The organism is Paenibacillus sp. VTT E-133280, from assembly GCF_002264385.1.
Lineage (GTDB): Bacteria > Bacillota > Bacilli > Paenibacillales > Paenibacillaceae > Paenibacillus_AQ > Paenibacillus_AQ nitricinens.
The window spans coordinates 14,433-38,861 of record NZ_NFUX01000032.1 but is presented as its reverse complement, the minus strand read 5'-3'; the positions used below and the strand labels follow the sequence as shown (position 1 = coordinate 38,861).

The window sequence follows — 24,429 nt, the reverse complement described above, 5'->3', positions numbered from 1 at the left end:
GACACTTTTTGACCATTGCGACCTATGACACTTATAACCAAACTACATATTCCTAAAACATATAGCGGATCATCCCACTCCAGCTAAGGTAATCCAGAAAGAATCCTGCAACAAAATGACCAAGTACAATAGCCAGAAGCAAGTGCAGCAGCCTTCCTTGAGGACTCTTGGGATATCTTATGACCAAATCCAGCTTAAGGTTCTGCAATGCCCACCAAGATAATACAACACTGAGCAAAGAAACAATCATTGAGATCATGCTGCTGGTCCCAGCGGCACTAGACCATCCATTGGACAATATATCCCCCATGTTAACCCTCCGTGTTCGTATTACTCGGAAATCGACTCTTATATCATACTTGCGTAGGGCAAAAGAATCCAGTACTTTTACAAATTTTTAAACAATTCAATGCCATTATCCAAAAAAATGAAGAAATCTTAACCTTTACTACATAGATTACTATAACAAAAAAAGCAGTCAAGCTTAGAGCTTGACCGCTTATATCCTACTGTTGTCCTTTACCAGTGGACACTTTAATCCGTGTAACAGCGCGTTGCAGCGCCAACTCCGCACGGCGGTGATCGATATCATCTTGTTTGCTACGAGTCTGGAGACGGCGCTGAGCGCGTTCTCTAGCAGCTTCGGCACGTTCAACATCAATATCCGTTGGCAGCTCGGCACTTTCGGCCAGCACTGTTACTTTATCCTTATGCACTTCAACGAAACCGCCATGAACGGCGATGGAGATCGTAACACCGTCCGATTTGACGGATAACGGAGCAACCTGAAGTGGAGTCACAAGCGGAATGTGTCCCGGCAAAATACCCAACTCGCCTTCGACTCCCCGTACTGTCAAGCTATTCACTTGTTTCGAATAGACGAGATGCTCCGGCGTGACAATTTCCAACAAAAAGGTGTTCACTTCCATTCCTCCTTAAAGCTTTACGAAGTAAAGCTCTCATCGAAAGCATACACTTAGCTTTACGAAGTAAAGCTCGCTTCGAAAGCATTCACTAAGCTCAGTGTTACATCGATTTCGCTTTTTCAACCGCTTCTTCGATTGTACCCACAAAAAGGAACGCTGCTTCTGGAAGATCATCATGCTTACCGTCCAGGATTTCCTTAAAGCTACGTACAGTTTCTTTGATTGGCACGTATTTACCCTTGAAGCCGGTAAACTGTTCAGCTACGTGGAAAGGCTGTGACAGGAACCGTTCAACTTTACGGGCACGGGCTACGATAACCTTATCATCCTCACTCAATTCATCCATACCCAAGATGGCGATGATGTCTTGAAGTTCGGTATAACGTTGCAGCAATTGTTTAACACCTTGTGCCACATTGTAATGCTCTTCACCAACAATTTCCGGAGCTAGCAGACGCGAGCTGGAAGCCAGTGGATCAACTGCTGGGAAAATCCCCTTCTCGGAAATCTTACGCTCAAGGTTAGTTGTTGCATCCAAGTGAGCAAACGCCGTTGCCGGAGCAGGGTCAGTGTAGTCATCCGCTGGTACGTAAATTGCTTGAATGGAAGTAACGGAGCCTTTTTTGGTAGAAGTGATACGCTCTTGCAACTGACCCATTTCAGTAGCCAGGGTTGGTTGATAACCTACTGCGGACGGCATACGTCCGAGAAGAGCGGATACTTCGGAACCCGCTTGGGTAAAGCGGAATATATTATCGATAAAGAGCAGCGTATCGCGGCCTTCTACATCACGGAAATATTCCGCCATAGTAAGACCAGTCAAAGCTACGCGCAGACGCGCGCCTGGGGGCTCATTCATTTGTCCGAACACCATTGCTGTTTTCTTAATAACGCCGGAGTCCGTCATTTCGTGATAAAGGTCATTACCTTCACGAGTACGTTCACCCACACCTGCGAATACGGAAATACCACCGTGTTCTTGGGCAATGTTATTAATCAATTCTTGAATTGTTACGGTTTTACCTACACCGGCACCGCCGAACAGACCAACTTTACCGCCCTTAGCATAAGGTGCAAGTAAGTCGATAACTTTAATACCCGTTTCCAGAATTTCGGCTTGTGTTGACAATTCATCAAATGTCGGAGCCAAACGGTGAATCGGGTTCTTAATTTCAGCAACAACTTCACCAGCGTTATCAATTGGATTTCCAAGTACGTTAAATACCCGGCCTAATGTCGCTTCCCCTACAGGTACCGAAATAGGTCCACCTTGGTCAATCGCATCCAGTCCACGAACCAGACCATCTGTAGAAGACATCGCGATACAACGTACCAAATTGTCTCCCAAGTGGTTGGAAACCTCAAGCGTTAGGTTAATCTGGCGACCATTGTCCAAGACGGTTTCAATTTTGATAGCGTTGAAAATCTCGGGCAACTGGCCGCGTTCAAATTCAATATCGACAACCGGACCCATAATGCTTACAACGCGTCCTTTGTTCATCTTCATTTCCCTCCTCGAAAGCTATTACATCAAGAAGAAACAACGTTGTCACCTTAAATGATGACAACCGTTTCTCGTAGAAATATAAGTGTTTTGTATAGTGTAGAACCTACACTTTCTTATATTTTAAGATTTTTAAGACTGAGCGTTCGCTCCGGCCACGATCTCGGTAATTTCCTGCGTAATTGCCGCCTGACGGGCACGGTTGTACGTAAGGGTAAGTTCTCCGATCATTTTCGACGCGTTCTTTGTTGCACTGCCCATCGCTGTCATTTTCGCACCCAGCTCACTGGCCTTGCCATCCAGAATTGCGCTATAAATCAAAGTTTCGGCGTATTTCGGAAGTAGCACTTCGAGCACGCCTTCTGGTGAAGGTTCATATTCGTAATTTGCAGACGCTTCATGATGCTCATGATTTCCTACGCCTTCCATAGGCAACAGTCGATCAACGGTTGGGATCTGGGTAATCGCATTGACGAATTGGTTGTAACAAACGTACAACTCGTCATACGTACCATCTACAAACTGTTGTACTGCCGAATTAGCGATAGACTTAATATCAGCAAACTTCGGCGCATCCGATAGCTCAGTAACTTCCTGTACAATCGGATATTCACGGCGGCGTAAGAAGTCACGGCCTTTACGACCGATAACGAACAAGGCGTATTCATCTTTGGATTTATGTCGCTCCGCGATGAGCATCGTCACCTTACGTAAAATATTAGCATTGTACCCTCCCGCAAGCCCTCTATCAGAGGTCACGATAAGATAACCAGTTTTTTTCACAGGGCGACTGACCAGCATGGGATGCTGAACGCCTTCTGTACCAGCAGCAATGCTCGATACAACCTCTTTCAGCTTCTCAGCATAAGGACGGGCGGCAATAGCCTTCTCCTGAGCTTTTCTCAGCTTGGAGGCGGCTACCATTTCCATCGCTTTTGTGATCTGTCTTGTGTTTTGAACACTCTTAATTTGACGTTTAATATCACGCATGCTTCTTGCCATGATTTCACCACCTTAAAGCTTTGACGAAGTCAAAGCTAACTTCGTAAGCATCTTCTTGGCTTTGACGAATTCAAAGCCAACTTTATAAGTAATAGCCTGAGCTTCGGCAGAGCCAAAGCTCACTTCGTAAGATTCGTTTAGGTACGGTCTATATTAGCTAGTAGCAAAGCCTCTTTTAAATTTATCAATTGCTGCTTTAAGAGCGGCTTCGTTATCTGCTGTCAAATCCTTGGTATCTCTGATGGATTGAGCAACTTCAGCAGCACTGCTATCCATGTAAGCAAGGAATTCCTTTTCAAAACGTTTTACGTCTTTAACAGGAATATCATCCAAGTATCCTTTTACAGCTGTGTACAAGCTAAGCACTTGATGCTCAACAGATAGCGGCTGATTTACACCTTGTTTCAGAACTTCCATCATACGTGCTCCGCGATTCAGACGAGCAAGCGTAGATTTATCAAGATCTGAGCCGAACTGTGAGAAAGCTTGAAGTTCACGATATTGGGCAAGATCCAAACGGAGCGAGCCAGCTACCTTCTTCATCGCTTTAATCTGAGCGGAGCCCCCTACACGGGAAACGGAGATACCGACGTTGATCGCCGGACGCTGACCAGAGTAGAACAGATCGGATTCAAGGAAGATTTGACCATCTGTAATCGAGATTACGTTCGTAGGAATGTAAGCCGATACGTCAGATGCTTGTGTTTCGATGAACGGAAGTGCGGTTAATGAACCACCACCAAGCTCATCACTAAGCTTAGCCGCACGTTCCAAAAGACGGGAGTGCAAGTAGAACACGTCACCAGGGAACGCTTCACGACCCGGTGGACGACGAAGCAGCAAGGACAATTCGCGATAAGCCGAAGCTTGTTTTGAAAGGTCATCATAAATGATCAGTACGTGTTCGCCCTTGTACATAAAGTACTCGCCCATTGCGCAACCTGCGTATGGAGCAATGTACAACAGTGGGGATGGCTCGGAAGCCGAAGCAGTTACAACGATTGTATACTCCAACGCGCCATGACGGCGGAGAGTTTCTACAACCTGTGCTACTGTTGATTGTTTTTGTCCAATGGCAACATAAATACATTTCATTCCGTTGCCTTTTTGGTTGATAATCGCATCGATTGCGATTGCAGTCTTACCTGTTTGACGGTCACCAATGATAAGTTCGCGTTGTCCACGACCAATTGGTACCATCGCATCAATCGCTTTAAGGCCAGTTTGCATTGGCTCATGAACCGATTTACGGTCGATAACACCAGGAGCGTTATTCTCAACCGGACGGAATTCCGTCGTTTGGATTGGGCCTTTACCGTCAAGCGGCATACCGAGTGCGTTAACAACACGACCCAGAAGGGCCTCTCCCACTGGGACTTGCATGATTTGTCCGGTACGTTTTACTTGATCACCTTCACGAATTTCCTTGTACTCACCTAGAATAACAACACCGACGTTGCTTTCTTCCAGATTGAGCGCCATGCCCACTACACCGTTGGAGAACTCTAGCAACTCGCCTGCCATTGCGTTTTCCAGACCGTAGACACGAGCGATACCGTCTCCGACTTGAATGACGGTGCCCACTTCGGCAACTTCGATATCGGCTTTATATTGCTCAATTTGACTTTTGATCAAAGTGCTGATCTCTTCAGGTCTGATGCCCAATATCCTCACCCCTATCTTCTATGCTTATCATTAAAGGATTTCTCGAGACGTTCCAATTTACTAGACAGACTGCCGTCATACAGCGTATCGCCGATATAAACTTTCAGTCCTCCCAGCAGGCTTGGATCCACCACATTCGTAACCCGGATTTTACGGTTTACGAGCTGGCCGAATTCTGCAGCTACAGCCGCTTGTTCTTCTTCACTTAAAGAATAAACGGAGTATACCTTAGCATCACCAATGCCAAGAGCGTCTCCTTCAATCTTGATATACGTATCCAGCAGTTCGGCAAAAATATCGGTTCTGCCTCGCTCTACTAACAGTTCTACAATGTTCATCACGATAGGAGAGATCTTATCTTGAAGTGCTGTGCGCAGCACTTTCAGCTTGTCGGACTCCGAGATGCGCGGTGCAAGAATAAACCGCTTAACCTCTTGGTCAGAATGTAATACTTCGACCACTGCCTTGAGCTCTTCTTCTACTTCAAGGGTAATCCCCTTCTCTACCGCTGCACTGTACAATGCTTTAGCGTAGCGCTTGGCAACTACCGTATCGCGGCTCATGATCGGCCTCCTACCTCATTGAGGTATTGGTTCACAAGCTGCTCCTGCTCACTGCTAGCACTAACTTCTTTTTTAAGAAGTTTAGAAGCAATACGAACAGATGCCGTTCCAATTTCACTGCGCAACTCTTCCACTGCTTTATTCTTCTCGTTCTCGATATCGCGCACGGCCTCTTCTTTGACACGTGCAGCTTCAACTTTGGCTTGAGCCAAAGCTTGTTCTACCTGTTGATTGCTAGTAATTTGCGATTGTTGAATAATCTGTTGAGCTTCCTGGCGTGCACTGTTCAGCGCTTGCTTCTGCTCTTCCACATACGCGACCGCTTGCTCTCTAGTCTTCGCAGCTTCATCCATTTGCTGCATTACCAGCTCACGGCGCTTCTCCATAACTGCGAACAGTTTGCTGAACGCATACTTACTGAGCAAGAAATATAGAATCCCAAAGGCTACAATTGAAAATACGATGTTTGTCCAAACAATATCCACTGAGGTCACTCCCTTCCGTTACCGCGTCATGCGGACGTATACAAAAGTAAGGCGCGGATGGCATCGGCCGTCCCCGCCAAACCGTAAATACGGTTTATTAAGAAAACATGATCAGGAATGCGATAACTGTTGCTGCGAGCGGAATAACTTCGACGATACCTACACCGATAAACATTGTTGTTTGAAGCGCGTTACGAGCTTCTGGTTGACGAGCGATAGACTCAACTGTTCTACTAACGATCATACCGTTACCAAGACCTGCGCCAAGTGCACCCAATCCAACCGCTATTGCTGCTGCTAAAAATTCCATTTGTAAATATCCTCCTTTAATTTCGGTTCATAATGTGTTTAATGATATAAGATATCTCCCGCGAAAGAAAATCAGACGATAGCCGTTCTCTTCGCAGCAGTTCATTAATGTGCTTCTTCTTCGTGAATCGTCATCTGTGCGATATAAACCATCGTCAGAATGGTAAAGATAAACGCCTGTAGTGCCCCGACGAAAATACTGAAGCCTTGCCATACAGCCAGGAACGGAATACTGAGAATGCCCAGTTTCAAAATGACTGTAATCAGTACTTCTCCGGCAAAAATGTTAGCAAATAGACGAATAGCCAGCGCTACTGGTTTTGCCAAGTTCTCGATAATGTTCAGTGGCAAAAAGATTGGAAACGGCTCAATATAGTGTTTGAAATAATGCTTGCCGTTGAGCTTGATGCCCAGGAAGTTCATCAGTATAAACACAATAATTGCCAATCCTGCAGTGATATTAATGTCAGCAGTCGGCGACTTGTACCATAAGATCTCAACATGATCACCATGCGCCAAGTTCTTGGTTGCTTCAATCACATGGCCAAACACGGTTACAGGTCCATGTGCTTCAGTTACAACTGAGAAAGGCAATCCAAGAAGGTTGGAAACAAAGATAAACAGAATCAATGTTAGCCCCAAAGATATGTAAGGTTTTCCTTTCTTCAGGTCCATGGCACTGCTTATGACACCTTCAACAAATTCTACAACCCATTCCATAAAATTCTGAAGCTTAGATGGATTCTCAACCGAAAGCTTACGAACCGAAAGCATCACCAGTACAAATACTACTGTACAACTGATCAGAAGCATCAATACGGCTGATATATCTATCGGTATTCCCCCGACAAAGATTTTCGGCATCTCATGCATAGTATCATCCCCCTTTCTCTTTAATCTGGTTAAAGTTTGTTCTTCACACTCAGATATATCCCCGCAGGAATGGCGAGAAGCTGAGGAATGAACACGCCCGAAACAGTTGCTACCAGGGAGAAATGCTCAATCTTGACCGCGAACATGGTGACCAAAATTGCGAAGCTAATCCGTGTAACAAAACCGAGGCTGAAGGCATTCCCTTCGTTGCTCGCAATCGACTGCGTTACCCGTCGAACCTTGACGGCCAGATAACGAAAGTTTACCAATCCCGCCACCAGACCCAGAGTCATGCCCAGTGTAATATCCCTGGTCTCATGATGAAGCGCCCAGCCCATTAAGAGTCCTGCCATAAGGACGAGCGTAACTCTAGTGACGGTATTGATCATGGGAGTCATATTATCCATTCTGCTCCCCCAAAAATTTTTTAATTAACAGGACGACGTTCACAATTCCCAGAATCATTCCGGTTATAGTGCCAATAGCGAGCCAATATTTCGGACCCTCCATTAAGTCTTTCAGCCACCTTGCCGCAAAAAAACCAATAACAATGTAAGCGGCGAGTATAGTGCCTGCACTTCCAATGATAAGCGCGGTCTGTAACAAGCTGTCCCTGCTATTTTGTTCTTTCATGGGCTACAATCCCAACTAATTTTACTGAATTTCTGGAGTCTTTGTCAATTCATTGAACATTGCCCAAAAACCCTTGAAAACATGAAAATAATCACAGCAAAATGTTCCAAAACCATATAAACCGTACAGTTTGACTGTATGTTGATTTTAATCAGATCAGATATTACTTTAAATGAAATTATTTATTTTTTGTGAACATTCTGTGAAACTCTTCAGGACGTTCCTTATTTACACCGAAATGGTGCAAAATCGCATTGACAATTCGTTGGGAGGCTTTGCCATCTCCGTACGGGTTGGCGGCCCGACTCATCGACTGATAGAGCTCATTATCAGTCAAAAGAGCATGTGTCCGTTCATACACCTTCTCCTCGTCCGTGCCCACAAGCTCTAACGTTCCAGCGTCTATCCCTTCAGGACGCTCCGTCGTATCACGAAGCACAAGTACAGGAACTCCGTATGAAGGAGCTTCCTCTTGTAAACCGCCGGAATCGGTCAATATCAAGTGGGTATGCGGATAAAAATTATGCAAATCCACGACATCCAGCGGATCAATCAGCTTAATTCTTGGATGTCCACCCAGAATTTCATGTGCAGGTTCCTTAACTGCCGGACTCGGATGCACAGGATAAACAATGGCTACATCTTCGAATTCATCAGCGATTCTTTTGACAGCTCGGAAGATATTACGATGCGGTTCACCTTGCGATTCTCTGCGGTGAGCAGTCATCAAAATAAGTCTTTTTCCTGAAGCAAAATCCAAAACAGGATGCCGGTAATCCGGCTGTACGGTATATTGAAACACATCAGTTACGGTGTTGCCTGTGATATAAATACTTGATTCTTTTTTGTTCTCGTGTTTCAAATTGCTAGCTGACCAATCGGTTGGAGCGAAATGCAGATCGGCCAAAACACCTGTTAGTTGGCGGTTCATTTCCTCAGGATAAGGAGACAGTTTGTTCCATGTCCGAAGACCTGCTTCTACGTGCCCAACCTGAATTTGCTGCAGGAAAGAGGCATAACTAGCTAGAAACGTCGTTAATGTATCCCCATGCACCAGCACGATATCAGGCTTAACCTCTCTCAGCACAGGCTCCAAACCTTCAAGCACACGAATAGTAATCTCGTTCAGTGTCTGACGGTCCTTCATCACATCCAAATCATAATCAGGAGTGATTTTAAACACTTCTAACACTTGATCAAGCAGTTCTCTATGCTGTGCTGTGACACAAACAATGGATTCGATGTGCTCAGGATGCTTCTCTAGTTCAAGAACTAGAGGAGCCATCTTGATCGCCTCGGGGCGCACTCCGAAAATAGTCATCACTTTAATTTTGGACATAACCCCTACCCTCTCATCAAAAAATTCAAAAATTTCGTATCCTAATCACGAATTACTATTTACTTAGTTCCGTACAAACGGTCCCCAGCGTCGCCAAGTCCCGGAACGATATATCCATGCTCATTTAAATGATCATCAAGCGCAGCTACGTAAATATCTACATCTGGATGAGCTTCTTGAACTGCAGCGACACCCTCTGGAGCTGCAATCAGGTTCATCATTTTAATTTGTGTACAACCACGCTTCTTCAACGAGGTAATAGCAGCAATCGCAGATCCCCCTGTAGCTAGCATTGGATCAATTACGATTAGCTCACGTTCCTGTACATCTGTAGGAAGCTTGATGTAATACTCGACCGGTTGAAGTGTTTCCGGATCACGGAACAAGCCAACATGTCCTACTTTAGCAGCAGGGAGAAGCTTTAGAACGCCTTCAAGCATCCCTAGACCCGCACGAAGAATAGGAATAAGCCCAAGCATTCTTCCCGAAATCACTTTACTTTCCGTTTCAGTGACCGGCGTTTGTACCGTAATGGTCTCTAGAGGAATATCACGTGTAATCTCATAAGCCATCAATGTGGCTACTTCGTCAACATGCTCTCTAAAATCCTTTGTGTTTGTTCTTACATCGCGAATAAATGTTAATTTGTGTTGAATTAAAGGATGATCGCAAATCACCAATTTTCCCATTTAATGTCCCTCCGGTAATTGTAAGTCTTGTCTATAACCTCAGAAAGCGCTTTTGCTTCTCAGTGGCTAAATCCTGTCTATTATAGCATTCCCTTCGCTTCATTTCACCTAGAAAGGCACTTGTACTTACATTGAATACTTTCCTATTGTATATCCTTGACCTGAAAGGTAATGATTGGCTGAAATACGCAACCTTCCACTTATAAAACTTAGATTATGTTGTGCAAGTTTTGGTTTTTCATACTATTCACACTCTTTTCACTATTGTTTATGAAAATTTCATGAACTTTCATAAACAATTTCATCAGTTTTCCATCCATTCCCCTATATAATTATGTGAACAATAAACAACAAAAAACCTCCATCAAACCCTAAAATCAGGACTCGATGGAGGTGAACTCATTCATTAATACAAATAAGAACTAGTATTTCAGTTCTGGATAAAGCGGGTACTGGTCCGTCAAATCAGCAACTTGACGAGCTGCCTCAGCCAATTTCGCTTCATCCTTCGGATTCTTCAGAACATTAGCAATAATACGGCCAATAACCACCATTGCTTGCTCGTCCATACCACGGGAAGTAACTGCAGGTGTACCAATACGAATACCACTTGTTACGAAAGGACTTGTAGGATCAAATGGAATTGCGTTTTTATTCACAGTGATTCCAATGGAATCTAGTACTTTTTCCGCATCTTTTCCGGTAATGTTCAGGTTACGCGTATCCAGCAACATCAGGTGGTTATCTGTGCCTCCGGATACAATGTTAATCCCTTCGCTGATTAGCGTTTCCGCGAGAACATTGGCATTTTTCACTACATTCTCAGCATAAGTCTTAAAGGATGGAAGCAAAGCTTCGCCGAGCGCCACTGCTTTTGACGCAATCACATGCATCAATGGTCCGCCTTGGGAACCAGGGAATACGGCTTTATCGATAGCAGCGGCCCATGGCTGTCTGCACATAATCATACCGCCGCGAGGGCCGCGTAAAGTCTTATGTGTAGTAGTTGTAACGAAATGAGCATGAGGAACCGGGCTTGGGTGAAGGCCAGCAGCAACAAGACCTGCGATATGGGCCATATCTACCATAAACAAAGCACCGACATCATTGGCGATAGCACCAAGTTTTTCGAAATCAATAATACGCGGGTACGCACTCGCACCAGCAACAATCATTTTAGGACGATGTTTGAACGCTGCTTTGCGCACTTCGTCGTAATCAATAAGGAAAGTATCTTCTTGCACACCATAAGCAACAAAGTTATATAGCAAACCGGAAGCATTGACTGGACTACCATGTGTTAAATGTCCGCCATGTGCCAAGTTCATACCAAGAACCGTGTCGCCCGGCTTGAGCGCCGCCAAATAAACAGCCATATTCGCTTGTGCTCCGGAATGCGGTTGTACGTTAACATGCTCCGCACCGAACAATTCTTTTGCACGATCGCGTGCCAGATTCTCAACGATATCAACATCTTCACAACCACCATAATAACGTTTGCCTGGATAGCCTTCAGCATATTTGTTCGTAAGCACCGAGCCCATAGCTTCCATTACGGCTTCGCTAACGATATTCTCTGAGGCAATAAGCTCAATGTTGGCACGCTGACGTTTCAGTTCCAATTCCATCGCTTCCAGTACTGCCGGGTCACTCTTACGTAATTGTTCCATGTTCTTATTTCCTCCCTAGTGTGTGTAGATATGTTGTATTTAAGTAGAAACGATTTACCTGCTAGACAGAAGCTAAGGTCAATGTTTCTGCAAAAAATATAAAAATAAAGTTCATTAATCGCAAACCTGTGAGCCGCTTTGTTCTGGGGCGCGATATACCGCACGTTCACCGCCAATAAGTGGAGGTCTGGTCCATGCCGCATTCACTCTGGCTGCTCCAATGTATCTTAGAGACGGACGAAAAGGAACAGCTACCCGTCTTAAATGCATTCCTATCAGCGTTTCACCAATGTCTAGACCAGCATGAGCATCAATCGTTTCCGCCAAAACAGGATCTTTCATAGCGTGATAGGCAGCCGCAGCCATCGAACCGCCTGCACCTGGTATAGGTACAGCTGAAACTTCATTTAACCCAAGTGACTCTAGCAAAGAGCGTTCCATTACAAGCGCACGATTCAGATGCTCGCAGCACTGATAAACGAGATGAAATCCTTTTTCCGCTGCGACCAAACGAGCCCCTTCAAGCAGCTGCTGTGCCACTTCAAGCGCACCACCGGTTCCAATCCGGACACCAGCAACCTCACTTGTACTAACTCCAAGGACAACAATTTTACCAGATCCGAGGTTACCAGCTTCCGCCAGCTCCCTTAACACAGTGACAGTAGCTTCAGTTAAAGATAACTCCACAACTTTGTCCATCACCCTACCTCCTCAAGCTTCAAACAAGCTTCATTTAAACAAAAAAGAGCAGTCCGCAGGTAGCTGCGGATTTGCTCTTTTGCCCAGGCGACCGGCCGTTTATTCCGATGCTCCATCGTGGTTTGATCCACATTTGTCGCCAGTTACATCGGAACCGATTAGTTGTAACTTCATCTTAAAGCAAAGCGGACTGAAAATCAACCATTTACAAATGGCGTAAGGATTCCAGTTTATCTAATAAACTAAACAACGAAGTGCGAATCTCTGCAGCAGTAAGCTCATAATCTTCACGCGTACCCCCGAATGGATCAGAAATATCAAAGCTTGGGATACGCTGGCGGATTTCAATCATTCGTTGTAGATCTGTTGCGCTCGGTTCACCACCTAGAGCTATGCTTAACTCAGCATCCGCGTATAGGCTGTCCAATTCTTTAATATCCTCAGTCACAGCTTCTTCATTATGCACATATTCCTTCAATGTATATGTTTTCGATACGGCATCCGGAAAATACTGCAGCAAATGCTGCTTATGTCCACTGGTCAAGGTAAGCACAAGATCGGCCCATGCAACGGATTGCCCCGTTAATTGCGACGACTCTAAATGATCATGAATGCCTTCTTCCTGCAAAATAGCTGCAGCATGTCTCGATATAGAAGTACCAGAAATGGCAGATACACCTGCAGACCGCACTTCCAGGTCGATTCCACGTTCCTTCGCGAGCTTTCGTAAAAGCCCCTCAGCCATAGGACTACGGCATGTATTACCGGTGCAGACGAATAAAATATGCAGCATGCTTTTGCACCCCCATGAAATTAAAATATGGTAATGCCGTTATTGTATCAAAAGATGAATAACAAGCCAAACCCTAATAAAATAGCCCCGCCCAGCGCTTCTCCATATTCCCCGAGTCCACGACTGACATGCCGCCCAAGAAGTAAGCCGACAATGGACATTAGACCTCCACAGACACCAAAAGCCAGTATGGTCAGAAGCACACCATTCACAAACATCCCTAAGGATACCCCAACAGAAAATGAATCTACACTAACACTGAGTGAAAGAAGCAGCATTCCCCATAAGGTTCGGTGATTCATAGCTCGCGTACCTACCACTTCCGGACGAAAGGAGTTATACACCATATGTCCGCCTAACAGCACAAGCAGCCCTCCGGCGGCATAAGTCGTTACTTGACCTAGCAAATGTCCGACATAACTTCCCGTTAATAAACCCAGAAGAGGCATCAGCATATGAAAAAAAGCAATGAGCACACTCATTTGTAGAATGTGCAACAGACGAATCCCTTTCATCCCAATGCCTACACCGAGGGAAAATGCATCCATCCCTAATGCAATCGCCATTATAGCAATCGTAACCGTCTGCCCCCAACCGGCATATACATCTCCTATGCCCATGCTTAACCCCCCAAGTCCGAAATATCTTGTACAACAACGATATGCGGACAAGGGGGTAATCATGACTTCATAGGAGATTCCAAATTTGAAGAACCGGTGTTAAAGCTGTAAAGAAGGGGCGCCGTGGCTATCCGGCGTCAATGACAGAACCACCGGCTGCCTTCATAAGCCGGTTCATAATGGCAGCGCCGAGGCCTGTATACGGACAAGCCTCGGCCAAGATGTATGTCGCTCCCGCTTCATCGAAGCGCCTCAGCGCGGCATACAGGGAGCGTGCCCCTTCCTCCGGCGAGGATAACGAGCCGAGGGAAAGGACACAGGCGGCAGGGGCGGCGGGATAAAGGGACTTATGCTCCTCGAAGAGGAGCAAGCCCGTTACCTCGCCGCTCAGCTGCGCCGCCTGAAGTAGACTCGCGGCTTCATCCGCAACACGTTGCGGAGAAGATCCGCTCACCACACCGAGCCAGCCGCGCGGCGCGTAGTGCGTGTACTTCATGCCCGGCGCGCGTGGCGCCGAGCTGTCGGAAACAGCTTCTGCACCGTGGTACACCCCCGGTTCATTGGCCGCTGGAGCTTCCGCTGCTGCGGAAGTTCCGGATTCTTTAACCACAGCTGGCTCAGCAGCAACGGCTTCTGCCCCCACTACAGCAGCTAACTGCTCCGTAGTAATCCCACCAGGGCGCAGCACGGCAACCTTTCCATCAGGTTGCACCTGAACCACAGTTGACTCCAGTCCGACTCCAGCGGCGCCGCCATCAAGTACACCGTCAATGTATCCGGCCAAGTCTTCCATCACATGTGAAGCTAAAGTCGGACTCGGACGACCTGAACGGTTAGCACTAGGTGCCGCAACGGGACAGCCCGCTGCACTGATCAGCGCCAAAGCTACCGGATGGTCAGGCATACGCACACCTACCGTGTCCAGCCCTGCCGTCACACAGGGTGACAAAACACCCTCACGAACAGGAAGCACGACTGTCAGTGGTCCAGGCCAATAAGCATCCATCAATACCGCAGCCGTAGGATGCACTTCTGTAACCAGCTCGTCCAAAGCTCCTGAATCGGCAATATGAACGATTAGAGGATTATCAGACGGTCGCCCTTTTGCCGCAAAAACAGCCTCAACTGCCGCAGTATTCCGTGCATCCGCACCAAGTCCATAGACCGTTTCGGTCGGAAAAGCGACCGCTCCACCTTCACGAAGCATGGTTGCCGCCTCCACGATGGCTAACTTATTCTCCTCATTAGGCTGAAGTACAACGGAATCCGAAGCTGCATCTTCCAACAAATCCAGTTCCCAATATACAGTCTTATTCCTATTCCCACTCCGCCGTTGAACGGCGAATAAAGGGTCATGTGGTTCATTCATTCTCATCACAGGCTTTCTACAGGATATATATTGAACAATAGCTTTTCTTGCAATCTTAGGATAAATACTCTGGATATTCATTAACTCTGATCTTACCAAAAAGCGGCCCCAATGAAGGCGCCGCAGTCGATCTGCTTATGAAATAGTAACATATCTAGGTTCAAAACTATAGACCATTTCCACAAAACCAAAGGGCTAGCATCAGCATTACGACCATAATCCGCTAATCCAGTTCCAAAGGTTTTGCAGCAGTTCCCAAACGAAGAACCGTACCTCTGGCTCTGCGGAATCTGCTGCCGCAGCATCCTTTGCCGAAGAATCTGCTTGTACAGCTGTCCCTACTGCTGGTTGTGCCTTAGCTCCACTCTCTGCCCCGGCAGCCGAAACCGTCTTCACCGCTTTGTTAGCAGCAGGTGCTGCCGCATCTCCGGAACCCGCATCGATAAAGCATAGTGGCGGAAACAGTACACACCACCAATTTTGTCCCTTGCCTTCACCCAGTGTAACCCGCACAGCCTCGTACTCTCCGGCAGGGTAGACCGTACCACCGTATAATTTAGTCGGAAAAGGAACTACACCGAGCTCCACGTTATAGGAATACTGAATGCCTCTTTTCTCCAGCTCCGATCCAACCAATGCATTTAGCTCTGGTAGATGAGTTCTAATTAAAGCGCGTGCCTGCTCTAAGCTCTGCGGGTCCTCAAGTGCAGTTACCCACTGGTTCATTTGCTCCACGATTGTATCGCGGATCTGCCGCTTCACTAACTGATCCTGCGTTCCATCCGAATTCGCCAAAATACGCAGCCGGATAGAATCCTGTGGAATCGTTACTTCGGCTACCGCTGCATCGGTTTTTTGACCTTCCCAGGCCATGATAACGATCATGAAAAAACAAATTAAAATGGCAGTATACTTAAAAGTTACACGTAAGGAATCTCTTTTATCCATATGATTATCGTTCATTTGTAGCAGCCCCTCTCCTCTTAACACTCATGCTAGTAGTATGTCCAGAGATGAGAGACTACAAACCTATGAATCTATTAAATCTATAACTTCATGGGAATCGCGTTAGGCAATTGCAAATCATCCTCAACACCCCGTCCATATAGATGCACACTCATCACAATCCCCATGCAGGCCATATTGATTAAAAGTGATGTGCCTCCATAACTGATGAACGGAAGTGTAATTCCAGTAAGCGGCATTAGGCCGATAAAAGCTCCAATATTCTCTAAGATTTGATATAGCAGCATAGCTGTAATTCCAATAATTAAAAACGGACCGCTGCGCTCCCTACTCTCTAGAGCAATCAGTATCATCCGATGGAGCAAAATAAAGAACAGCAGCAGCAGCAGCGCTGAACCTACGAATCCAAACTCCTCTGCAACCTGCACGAATATGGCATCCGAATACGTATATGGAACACGGTTACTCTGCACAGAGCTTCCTTGCATGTACCCCTCGCCGTTCATCCCTCCGGAGGCAATAGCCACTTTAGCATTTTTCGTGTGATAGCTTGCATCATCTGACGCCAAATCAGGTACGAGCCAAGGATCAAAACGATCCACTAAATGCTTCCTGCCAAGGGTCTCCTCAAAGAAATATACCGCTTCATCATGATAGTGAATATAGCTCAGAATTCCTGCAAGACCCAATCCGCCAACGATTAGTAATCCGATGAGTGCATGTGAAATTTTGATATTCCCGATCCATAGAAGACCGATTAATATTACGATGTAGCTTAGCGCATTTCCCAGATCATTCTGTACAATAACTATCGTAAAGGGGAGCAATGTAAGAAGCGCCAGTGGGACGACTCCCTTCCAGAAGGTTAGCGTGGCTCCTTGTTTACGGACCAGTATGGACGCGAGTAAAAGAATCAATATCAACTTAAAAAGCTCCGCAGGTTGAAAGCTAAGTCCACCTATCTCTAGCCCTAATTGCGCACCGTTCTTTACCTTTCCAAAAAAACTAACCGACACTAGCAGACCAATACCGAAGATATAAATATAAAGAGCATATTTAACAAATATCCTATAGTCCACGAAGGTAAGCACAAAAAACGCTACAAACCCTACAATGTAGTATTTAAGCATTTGTAGATGGAACCCATCTAGCTTCTGAACTAATCTACCATTAGTCACGCTGTATATCGAAAGAATACTAATGACCATGAGCATAACTAGAACAATAAGAATCACGCTATCGATCTTCTTGAGCTTTTCAAGCATACGCAAACTCCCTACTCTATTAAGGTTCCAACCATCCTCACCTGAGGAAAGTCTCTCCTTTCTATTGTAGAGCATTCAAGGCCGCAATTCCAAATTTATGTAATACATCCGATATCAGAGATTCACTTCCCAAAATAAAAAACCGCCAGTTCCCATCCTTAAAAGATGAGTTTCTGACGGTTATATTGTGATTTAGTGATTAAACCTGTTTGGCGGCTGCATAAGGAGTAGGCTTAGGTAAATCTTCCTCTACATCTTGCCCATGCAGACGCACACTCATTACCAGTCCAATACTGGCCATGTTGATAAGCAGAGAGGTACCTCCGAAGCTGATGAAAGGCAACGTGATACCTGTCAAAGGCATCAAACCAATAAACGCGCCAATATTCTCAAAAATCTGATATAGCATCATGGCGACAATTCCGACAATCAGGAACGGCCCGGCCCTGTCCTTACACTCCAACGCAATCAGAATCATTCGGTGAATGAGGATAAAGTACAGCAACAGCAGCAGTGCCGCCCCCACAAAACCGAATTCCTCGGCAATTTGCACGAAAATGGAGTCCGAGTAGGTATATGGCACACGATTTGTTTGAACGGAATCGCCTTTCATATAGCCATCACCACTCATTCCTCCAGAGGCAATAGCAATTCTAGCATTGGTGGTATGATACTTAGCCTTTTCTGTTGCCTTTTCGGGAACAAGCCACGGATCAAAACGTTCAATCCAGTGAGATCGTCCAATATCCGTAAGAAAGGTTTTAATTTGGTCGTGATAATGGATATAACTCATAATCCCCGCAATCGCGGAGCTAGCCACGATTACCAGCCCGATTAAAGCATGCGTGTATTTAATATTGCCAATCCACAACAGACCTGCAAGAATCACAATGTAAGACAAGGCATTCCCAAGGTCATTCTGTGTAAGCACAATAAGAAACGGAAATAAGGTTAAGAGGCCGAGCGGCACAACATCCCGCCAAAACAAGAGTTTACTTTTATTCTTACGAACAAGCATCGCTGCCAGAAATAGAATCAATATTAGCTTGAATAGCTCGGCAGGCTGAAGGCTCAGTCCTCCAGGGAGGGACAACCAGCCTTGGGCATTATTCTTGGTCTCACCTAAAAAGCTGACGAGCACCAGCATCCCTATCCCAAACAAATAAATATATATCGCATATTTCACTAAAATTCTGTAATCTAAAAAGGTCATTCCAATAAAAGCCACAAAACCAATAGCATAATACATCATCATACGAATATGATGTCCATCCAGCTTATCTCTACCATGAGTAACACTGTAGATGGCAAGGATGCTAACAACCATGAGTAATAATAGAACGATTACAATAGCACCATCAATCTTTTTAATCTTCTGAAGCATGCCCTGCCTCCCTACTCTATATCTGGAATTTCCTTATGACCCGCCAAGAAATCCTGTTAAATTCTATTGTAAAGGAAGTCAGATCGAAAATACAAATTTCACTCTCTCGAACATATGAACCCCCTGCAAGAATGCAGTATTATCGCGCTATACCCAGCACATGACGCGGAATTCCAGCAAGATCATTAATGGTAATGATCTCTTTCCAATAGCCCGCCGCTTCAAGTAGCGCGGCCACTTGCTTGGCTTGCCCGAAGCCGAGTTCAAAGCCAATCAGGCGCGGCGGTGCCGGGAGCAGCGCCAACTGCTCCATCATGCGGCGGTACGGGTCCAGCCCGTCCGCTCCGCCATCCAGCGCAGTGCGCGGCTCATGGTCGCGCACCTCACGCTGCAGCCCGGCGATATCCTCGCCGGGAATGTACGGCGGGTTGGAGACGAGAATTTCCGTCTCCATCCCCGCGAACGGCTCGAGCAGATCGCCGAGCCGAAAGTCCACGGCTGTGCCTGAGCGCATCGCATTGCGCTTCGCCACAGCTAGGGCCGCCGGCGAAATGTCGCCGGCGCAGACCCGCCACGCCGGCGCTTCCGCCGCCAGCGTGACGGAGATCGCTCCGCTGCCGGCGCCGATATCGACGGCGGTCAGCGGCCGTACGGCGCGTCCACTTTCCGCGCCGCCCGCACGATCTTGCGCTGCTGCTAACGAAGCAGCGCCTTCTTCCTGCGCCAGTTCACTCGGCGCAACCGTACCGTCCGGCCAGAGCTCCGCGCCGTACCGCAAAATCGCCTCGACGAGCAGCTCCGTCTCCGGCCGTGGAATAAGCACATCCGGCGTCACTTCAAAGGGACGCCCGTAGAACTCTTGCTCGCCGATGATATATTGCACCGGCTCACCCTCACTCCGGCGGGTAACTCCCGCCTCCCACTTTTCCTTGACCGCAGCCGGAAAAGAATCCGCCAGCGCCATATAATACGCTGCCCCGGACAAGCCAAGCACATGCTCAAGCAGTAATTGCGCACTACGCTGCGGTTCATTACAACCGCTCTGGCTCAAAAAAGAAGAAGCCTCCGCAAAGGCTTCCCGGATGCTTTTCACTTCCGACATGACAAATACGCCATCGTTCAAAGCATTATTATCCATTGTCCATACTATCCATCAAATCAGCTTGTTCAGCAATTGAAAGAGCCGAAATAATTTCAGTGATTTCTCCGTTCATAACCTGCTCCAAACGATGCAGTGTCAAGCCAATACGATGATCTGTAACCCGGCTCTGCGGGAAGTTATACGTCCGAATACGCTCACTACGATCACCCGTACCTACTTTGCTCTTCCGTTCACCAGCATACTTCGCTTCTTCTTCCTGCCGTTTCATATCAGAAATACGGGCACGAAGAACTTGTAACGCTTTATCCTTATTGGAGTTCTGTGACTTACCATCCTGACAGGTAGCAACGATGCCTGTAGGTACATGGGTTACACGTACTGCAGATTTGGTTGTATTTACAGACTGTCCGCCTGCACCACTTGAACAGAAGGTATCCACACGAATATCTTTATCATGGATTTCAATCTCAAATGCCTCAGCTTCCGGCATCACCGATACGGTAGAAGTAGAGGTATGAATACGTCCACCGGATTCAGTCGCTGGGATACGTTGTACGCGATGCGCACCACTTTCATATTTCAGCTTACTGTATGCACCGCGGCCGTTAATAAGGAAGATTACCTCTTTAAATCCACCAAGGTCACTCGCGTTGACATCCATTAACTCCACGCGCCAGCCTTGTGAATCTGCAAACCGGGTGTACATCCGGTAAAGATCGGAAGCAAACAATGCTGCTTCATCTCCGCCCGCTGCACCACGAATTTCGACGATTACGTTCTTATCATCATTTGGGTCTTTAGGCAGCAGTAATACTCGGATTTGCTCTTCCAGCTCTACCTGACGTTTGGAAAGGTCGTCAATTTCCGTCTTGACCATTTCCTTCATCTCATCATCAAGCTTTTCGCCTTGCATTTGCTTAGCAGCTTCAAGCTCTTCCATTACATTCTTATATTCAGTATACGCCTCAAATGCAGGCTGTAGGTCTGATTGTTCTTTGGAATAATCCCTCAGTTTCTTACTGTCGTTTGCAACATCCGGATCACAAAGCAGTTCACTGAGCTTCTCATAGCGGTCCGCCAGGGATTGCAATCGGTCCAACAAGGGAATTCACCTCTCCTAGTTCAATTTCAAATTCGCAAATAAAGACATTAAAACACATGTCATAAAATTAGATATACGACTTTATATTATACCAAAGATATTGTGAAATGGCTACAGTTCGGTACGCGAAAACACCTTAATAAATGACTTATATTTTAAAAAAGACCATCCCAGTAGTAGATATCCTCTACCGACTGAGATGATCCTCTTATTCTTGGTAAACTTTAGTCCTCTTAAACGTTGAAACGGAAATGCATAACGTCGCCGTCCTGCACCAAATATTCTTTACCTTCTAGACGCAATTGACCACGCTCTTTCGCACCATTCATAGAACCCGCTGCCACAAGATCTGCGTAAGCCACTACCTCAGCACGGATAAATCCACGTTCAAAATCTGTGTGAATTACACCAGCAGCGCCGGGTGCTTTAGTCCCCTTACGAATGGTCCACGCACGAACTTCTTGAACGCCTGCCGTGAAATACGTATACAAGCCTAGCAGCTTGTAAGCCGCTTTGATCAAACGGTTCAGGCCAGATTCTTCTAGCCCAAGTTCTTCTAGGAACATCGCTTTATCTTCGCCCTCAAGCTCGGCAATTTCAGCTTCTACTTTAGCGCTGATCGGAACAACTTCAGCACCTTCAGTTGCTGCAAATTCACGCACTTGCTGCACATAAGGATTATTCTCAGCACTTGCTACTTCTTCTTCACTTACATTCGCCGCATACAGCACTGGCTTCAATGTTAACAAGTGAAGATCACGGATAATAAGCTTCTCGTCATCGGACAATTCTATACTACGTGCAGGCTTATCTTCGTAGAGCACTTCTTTGACACGTTCTAGCAGTTCAACTTCTTGAGCGTATTTCTTGTCGCCGCCTTTGATGTTCTTACGGGAACGCTCAATCCGCTTCTCAATGCTCTCAATGTCAGCAAGAATCAGTTCCAAATTAATGGTCTGAATGTCGCTGATCGGATTTACTTTTCCATCCACGTGGGTAACGTTCTCATCTTCAAAGCAGCGAACGACATGAACGATAGCATCCACTTCACGAATATGAGCTAGGAACTTGTTGCCTAATCCCTCACCTTTACTTGCACCGCGCACAAGGCCAGCGATATCAACGAATTCAAAAGCAGTAGGTACAGTCTTGTTAGGTTGTACCAGCTCAGTCAGTTTATCAAGACGTTCGTCCGGAACTTCAACGACACCAACGTTAGGATCAATCGTGCAAAAAGGGTAGTTTGCGGATTCTGCTCCCGCTTGCGTTATTGCATTAAACAATGTGGATTTTCCTACGTTAGGAAGACCGACGATTCCAGCTTTCAAAGCCATTTATATGACAACTCCTATTTTCAGCTAAATTGATCATCCGAATAAGTAATACGATCTAAACCATTATATATTAGAACATATTCTCCAGCAACACCGGATGTCTTACAGATGTGTCAATCCAGCCTTATCCAAGCGCGTCCATTTCAATGGGATTTGGCAAGTTGCAATACCTTTTGCACCGCCGGCTGATCCAATAGGGGCTTAGAAGTATCTGGATCAACTTCCACATCAGGGACCGTCTTCACTTCCTCGTTACAGCTTCCATCAGAGTTCAGACCCATCTCAAAGGAAAATCTGAACACAAAACCGCTATTAGGCAATGCAACGACAAGCGGATCTATCCCTAGTCCATCCCCACCTGTTCTGCCACCTACAACCGTTGCAAACCCGGTGCCTTTTGCAAATGCTGCAAAACCTTCCGATGCTGAATACACAGAGCTGTCTACCAGCAAATAGATTTTCCCTTTAAATCCAACATAATGATTAGGAGTTACTACATCAGCTATTTTTCTATAAGTTTTAAACATCTTTAAAGCTTCAGCTGGCAGATTGGGCAGTTGCTCGTCTTTGATGCCGGAAATAGGTTGTTGCCCCTTTGTGATCTGACGTGCCTGCATAAAGGTCTCAGCATATCTGCCTCTTGTATAAAGTAAGTATGTATTGTATTCGATAGGTTTATTAATCAGCAGAGGAGCAATATGAACTCTCCAGTAATTACTGTTTCCTCCGCCATTTCCACGGATATCTAGAATTAATGTTTTATAATCTTTTACTTCTACCAGAAAATCATGAATTTCTGAACTGTCCATCTCCATAAATCTGCCGTCAAAGCTTCGCAGACCTAGATACGCTATTTGATCAGGCTCTAAAATGACCTTTTTTATATTTCCGGAAGTCTCTCCTGCTTGACTCCCTGCCGCACCACTATTCATATCGTTAACGATGTCATTAGAGTTTTGCTGCTCCGCTAAAGATTTCTGGTTATAACGTGCCAATACATTAGGCTGCTGAAACACGTTGATCCAAGGCTCATAACCAAAACCTAACTGAACATAGATATTTAGATACCAAGGGTATTCTTCCTTAGAAATAAAATTCGTATGCCCATTATTTAACCTGCTAAGGACGAATCTCATTCGTCTCAAAAATTCATCATCCGTCTTTGTGGCTGCAATTTTATTACGGTACTCTTCTTTATTTGCAAGCCAATCCTCTCCGTTCAGACGCTTATTCACCTCTAGGAAAGGATAATTCTCCTCAATAATCTTCCACATGTAATCAAAGTCTTCTAGTCTCTGCTTCACTGTCAATGGAGACACCGCTGCTTCAGGCAGTTTTTCCGCTACCTTTGAAGAGACTACCGGCGCATTCGGACTTGCCTGAACTTGCTCAGACTCCAATTGCTTTCTCCCTGGCAAATCTCCACTGTTACAACTAACCATTAACAGTATTGCAGTCGCAGATATAACCACCGACAATACAAACCTTGGTCTCACCTTAATCCCCCTTCTAATATTCCATATCACCGAATCCATTTTCAGGAATTTATTTAATAATCATATTTTTCTACTCCTCCTAATTCAAATATATTTATCACAATTATTTACATTGTATTTCTTAGAACAACAAAAAAAAGACCTCTTTCGAGGTCTGCACGGATAGTATTATAAATCTTTAGACATCGTAATGTCGGTTACGGTATATCCCATTTTTTTGTACAGTTCAAATGCACGATTGTTCTGACCGAAGACATGTAACCCGATTCTTGTGACGTTCATTTCACGAGCTTCTTCATCAAGTGCGATCATAGCCTGCTTGCCATAACCTTTACTCTGATACGGTTCGAAAATGTAGAAATCATATATAAACGCCTCTCGCCCACCGCGGCCTTCACTTACATTAAACCAGATATATCCCACTTGGATATCACTACTTATTTCTACTATGGAGTATAGATAAGCGCCATCTGTATTTAACCCTTTGGGCAGAGATTGTGTTATTGCTTCTTCCGATAGCTTCATCGCGATTTCAGGATCCCAAGCGCCTGCTTTAATCTTGTCTTCAGCGTAGTCACGGGTAGCTTGACCCAAGAAAAATTGAAAGGCGGACTCATCCATATGAACCAATTTAATCATCT

At 45.7% G+C, this 24,429-nt stretch carries 26 protein-coding genes and 1 riboswitch; all 26 genes read right to left on the bottom strand.

Going from position 1 to position 24,429, the window contains the following annotated elements; translation table 11 throughout:
• Positions 1-52 precede the first annotated feature (52 nt).
• The 26 genes from CA600_RS15350 to CA600_RS15225 all read right to left on the bottom strand — a co-directional run bounded on the left by CA600_RS15350 (position 53) and on the right by CA600_RS15225 (position 24,427).
• Complete coding sequence (locus tag CA600_RS15350) at positions 53-310, bottom strand: DUF1146 family protein (protein WP_094871142.1); 258 nt, start codon at positions 308-310, stop codon at positions 53-55.
• 196 nt (positions 311-506) lie between these two features.
• Entirely contained in the window at positions 507-923 is a 417-nt protein-coding gene (locus CA600_RS15345) for a F0F1 ATP synthase subunit epsilon (RefSeq protein WP_042131365.1), read from the bottom strand.
• Between the two features lie 103 nt (positions 924-1,026).
• Positions 1,027-2,427, bottom strand: a complete 1,401-nt coding sequence (atpD, locus tag CA600_RS15340; protein WP_042192466.1) for a F0F1 ATP synthase subunit beta — start codon at positions 2,425-2,427, stop codon at positions 1,027-1,029.
• 135 nt (positions 2,428-2,562) lie between these two features.
• Complete coding sequence (gene atpG / locus CA600_RS15335) at positions 2,563-3,432, bottom strand: ATP synthase F1 subunit gamma (RefSeq protein ID WP_094871140.1); 870 nt, start codon at positions 3,430-3,432, stop codon at positions 2,563-2,565.
• Between the two features lie 153 nt (positions 3,433-3,585).
• The gene (gene atpA, locus CA600_RS15330) at positions 3,586-5,097 is read right to left on the bottom strand and encodes a F0F1 ATP synthase subunit alpha (protein WP_042131369.1); all 1,512 of its coding nucleotides are present in this window, start codon (positions 5,095-5,097) and stop codon (positions 3,586-3,588) included.
• Positions 5,098-5,108: 11 nt separating this feature from the next.
• Positions 5,109-5,660, bottom strand: coding sequence for a F0F1 ATP synthase subunit delta (locus tag CA600_RS15325; RefSeq protein WP_094871138.1), 552 nt, complete (start codon positions 5,658-5,660; stop codon positions 5,109-5,111).
• Positions 5,657-6,145, bottom strand: coding sequence for a F0F1 ATP synthase subunit B (atpF, locus tag CA600_RS15320; RefSeq protein ID WP_094871136.1), 489 nt, complete (start codon positions 6,143-6,145; stop codon positions 5,657-5,659). The genes CA600_RS15325 and atpF overlap by 4 nt, the downstream gene beginning before the upstream one ends.
• A gap of 97 nt (positions 6,146-6,242) precedes the next feature.
• The gene (gene atpE / locus CA600_RS15315) at positions 6,243-6,455 is read right to left on the bottom strand and encodes a F0F1 ATP synthase subunit C (protein ID WP_039877624.1); all 213 of its coding nucleotides are present in this window, start codon (positions 6,453-6,455) and stop codon (positions 6,243-6,245) included.
• A gap of 104 nt (positions 6,456-6,559) precedes the next feature.
• Positions 6,560-7,327, bottom strand: coding sequence for a F0F1 ATP synthase subunit A (gene atpB, locus CA600_RS15310; protein ID WP_042131372.1), 768 nt, complete (start codon positions 7,325-7,327; stop codon positions 6,560-6,562).
• A gap of 29 nt (positions 7,328-7,356) precedes the next feature.
• The gene (locus CA600_RS15305; protein WP_094871134.1) at positions 7,357-7,734 is read right to left on the bottom strand and encodes an ATP synthase subunit I; all 378 of its coding nucleotides are present in this window, start codon (positions 7,732-7,734) and stop codon (positions 7,357-7,359) included.
• Positions 7,727-7,960, bottom strand: a complete 234-nt coding sequence (locus CA600_RS15300; protein ID WP_042192476.1) for an AtpZ/AtpI family protein — start codon at positions 7,958-7,960, stop codon at positions 7,727-7,729. The genes CA600_RS15305 and CA600_RS15300 overlap by 8 nt, the downstream gene beginning before the upstream one ends.
• A gap of 178 nt (positions 7,961-8,138) precedes the next feature.
• Positions 8,139-9,299 (bottom strand): non-hydrolyzing UDP-N-acetylglucosamine 2-epimerase, encoded by a 1,161-nt coding sequence (gene wecB / locus CA600_RS15295; protein ID WP_094871132.1) that lies wholly within the window; start codon positions 9,297-9,299, stop codon positions 8,139-8,141.
• 59 nt (positions 9,300-9,358) lie between these two features.
• Entirely contained in the window at positions 9,359-9,988 is a 630-nt protein-coding gene (gene upp, locus CA600_RS15290) for a uracil phosphoribosyltransferase (protein ID WP_094871130.1), read from the bottom strand.
• 422 nt (positions 9,989-10,410) lie between these two features.
• Positions 10,411-11,658, bottom strand: a complete 1,248-nt coding sequence (glyA, locus tag CA600_RS15285; RefSeq protein ID WP_094871129.1) for a serine hydroxymethyltransferase — start codon at positions 11,656-11,658, stop codon at positions 10,411-10,413.
• Positions 11,659-11,772: 114 nt separating this feature from the next.
• A complete protein-coding gene (locus CA600_RS15280; RefSeq protein WP_094871126.1) occupies positions 11,773-12,357 on the bottom strand; it encodes a TIGR01440 family protein in 585 nt (194 codons plus the stop codon).
• A gap of 74 nt (positions 12,358-12,431) precedes the next feature.
• A riboswitch (ZMP/ZTP riboswitch) is annotated at positions 12,432-12,514 on the bottom strand.
• A gap of 48 nt (positions 12,515-12,562) precedes the next feature.
• Positions 12,563-13,150, bottom strand: coding sequence for a low molecular weight protein arginine phosphatase (locus CA600_RS15275; RefSeq protein ID WP_094871124.1), 588 nt, complete (start codon positions 13,148-13,150; stop codon positions 12,563-12,565).
• A 47-nt stretch (positions 13,151-13,197) separates the two neighbouring features.
• Positions 13,198-13,770 (bottom strand): manganese efflux pump MntP, encoded by a 573-nt coding sequence (locus CA600_RS15270; protein WP_094871122.1) that lies wholly within the window; start codon positions 13,768-13,770, stop codon positions 13,198-13,200.
• Between the two features lie 127 nt (positions 13,771-13,897).
• On the bottom strand, positions 13,898-15,139 hold the full coding sequence (locus CA600_RS15265) for an L-threonylcarbamoyladenylate synthase (RefSeq protein WP_094871175.1): 1,242 nt from the start codon (positions 15,137-15,139) through the stop codon (positions 13,898-13,900).
• Between the two features lie 207 nt (positions 15,140-15,346).
• Positions 15,347-16,102, bottom strand: a complete 756-nt coding sequence (spoIIR, locus tag CA600_RS15260) for a stage II sporulation protein R (RefSeq protein WP_256989867.1) — start codon at positions 16,100-16,102, stop codon at positions 15,347-15,349.
• Between the two features lie 83 nt (positions 16,103-16,185).
• Positions 16,186-17,370 (bottom strand): FtsW/RodA/SpoVE family cell cycle protein, encoded by a 1,185-nt coding sequence (locus CA600_RS15255; protein WP_094871121.1) that lies wholly within the window; start codon positions 17,368-17,370, stop codon positions 16,186-16,188.
• A 199-nt stretch (positions 17,371-17,569) separates the two neighbouring features.
• Positions 17,570-18,754, bottom strand: coding sequence for an FtsW/RodA/SpoVE family cell cycle protein (locus tag CA600_RS15250; RefSeq protein ID WP_094871119.1), 1,185 nt, complete (start codon positions 18,752-18,754; stop codon positions 17,570-17,572).
• 139 nt (positions 18,755-18,893) lie between these two features.
• The gene (gene prmC, locus CA600_RS15245; RefSeq protein ID WP_094871117.1) at positions 18,894-19,892 is read right to left on the bottom strand and encodes a peptide chain release factor N(5)-glutamine methyltransferase; all 999 of its coding nucleotides are present in this window, start codon (positions 19,890-19,892) and stop codon (positions 18,894-18,896) included.
• Positions 19,885-20,958 carry a peptide chain release factor 1 gene (prfA, locus tag CA600_RS15240; protein ID WP_094871115.1) on the bottom strand — a complete coding sequence of 358 codons (1,074 nt, stop codon included), beginning with the start codon at positions 20,956-20,958 and terminating at the stop codon, positions 19,885-19,887. Before prfA ends, prmC begins: the two co-directional genes overlap by 8 nt.
• A 233-nt stretch (positions 20,959-21,191) precedes the next feature.
• A complete protein-coding gene (gene ychF / locus CA600_RS15235; protein ID WP_094871113.1) occupies positions 21,192-22,292 on the bottom strand; it encodes a redox-regulated ATPase YchF in 1,101 nt (366 codons plus the stop codon).
• A gap of 143 nt (positions 22,293-22,435) precedes the next feature.
• Entirely contained in the window at positions 22,436-23,788 is a 1,353-nt protein-coding gene (locus CA600_RS15230; RefSeq protein WP_179281634.1) for a S41 family peptidase, read from the bottom strand.
• Positions 23,789-23,956: 168 nt separating this feature from the next.
• Positions 23,957-24,427 carry a GNAT family N-acetyltransferase gene (locus tag CA600_RS15225; protein ID WP_256989866.1) on the bottom strand — a complete coding sequence of 157 codons (471 nt, stop codon included), beginning with the start codon at positions 24,425-24,427 and terminating at the stop codon, positions 23,957-23,959.
• Positions 24,428-24,429 lie beyond the last annotated feature (2 nt).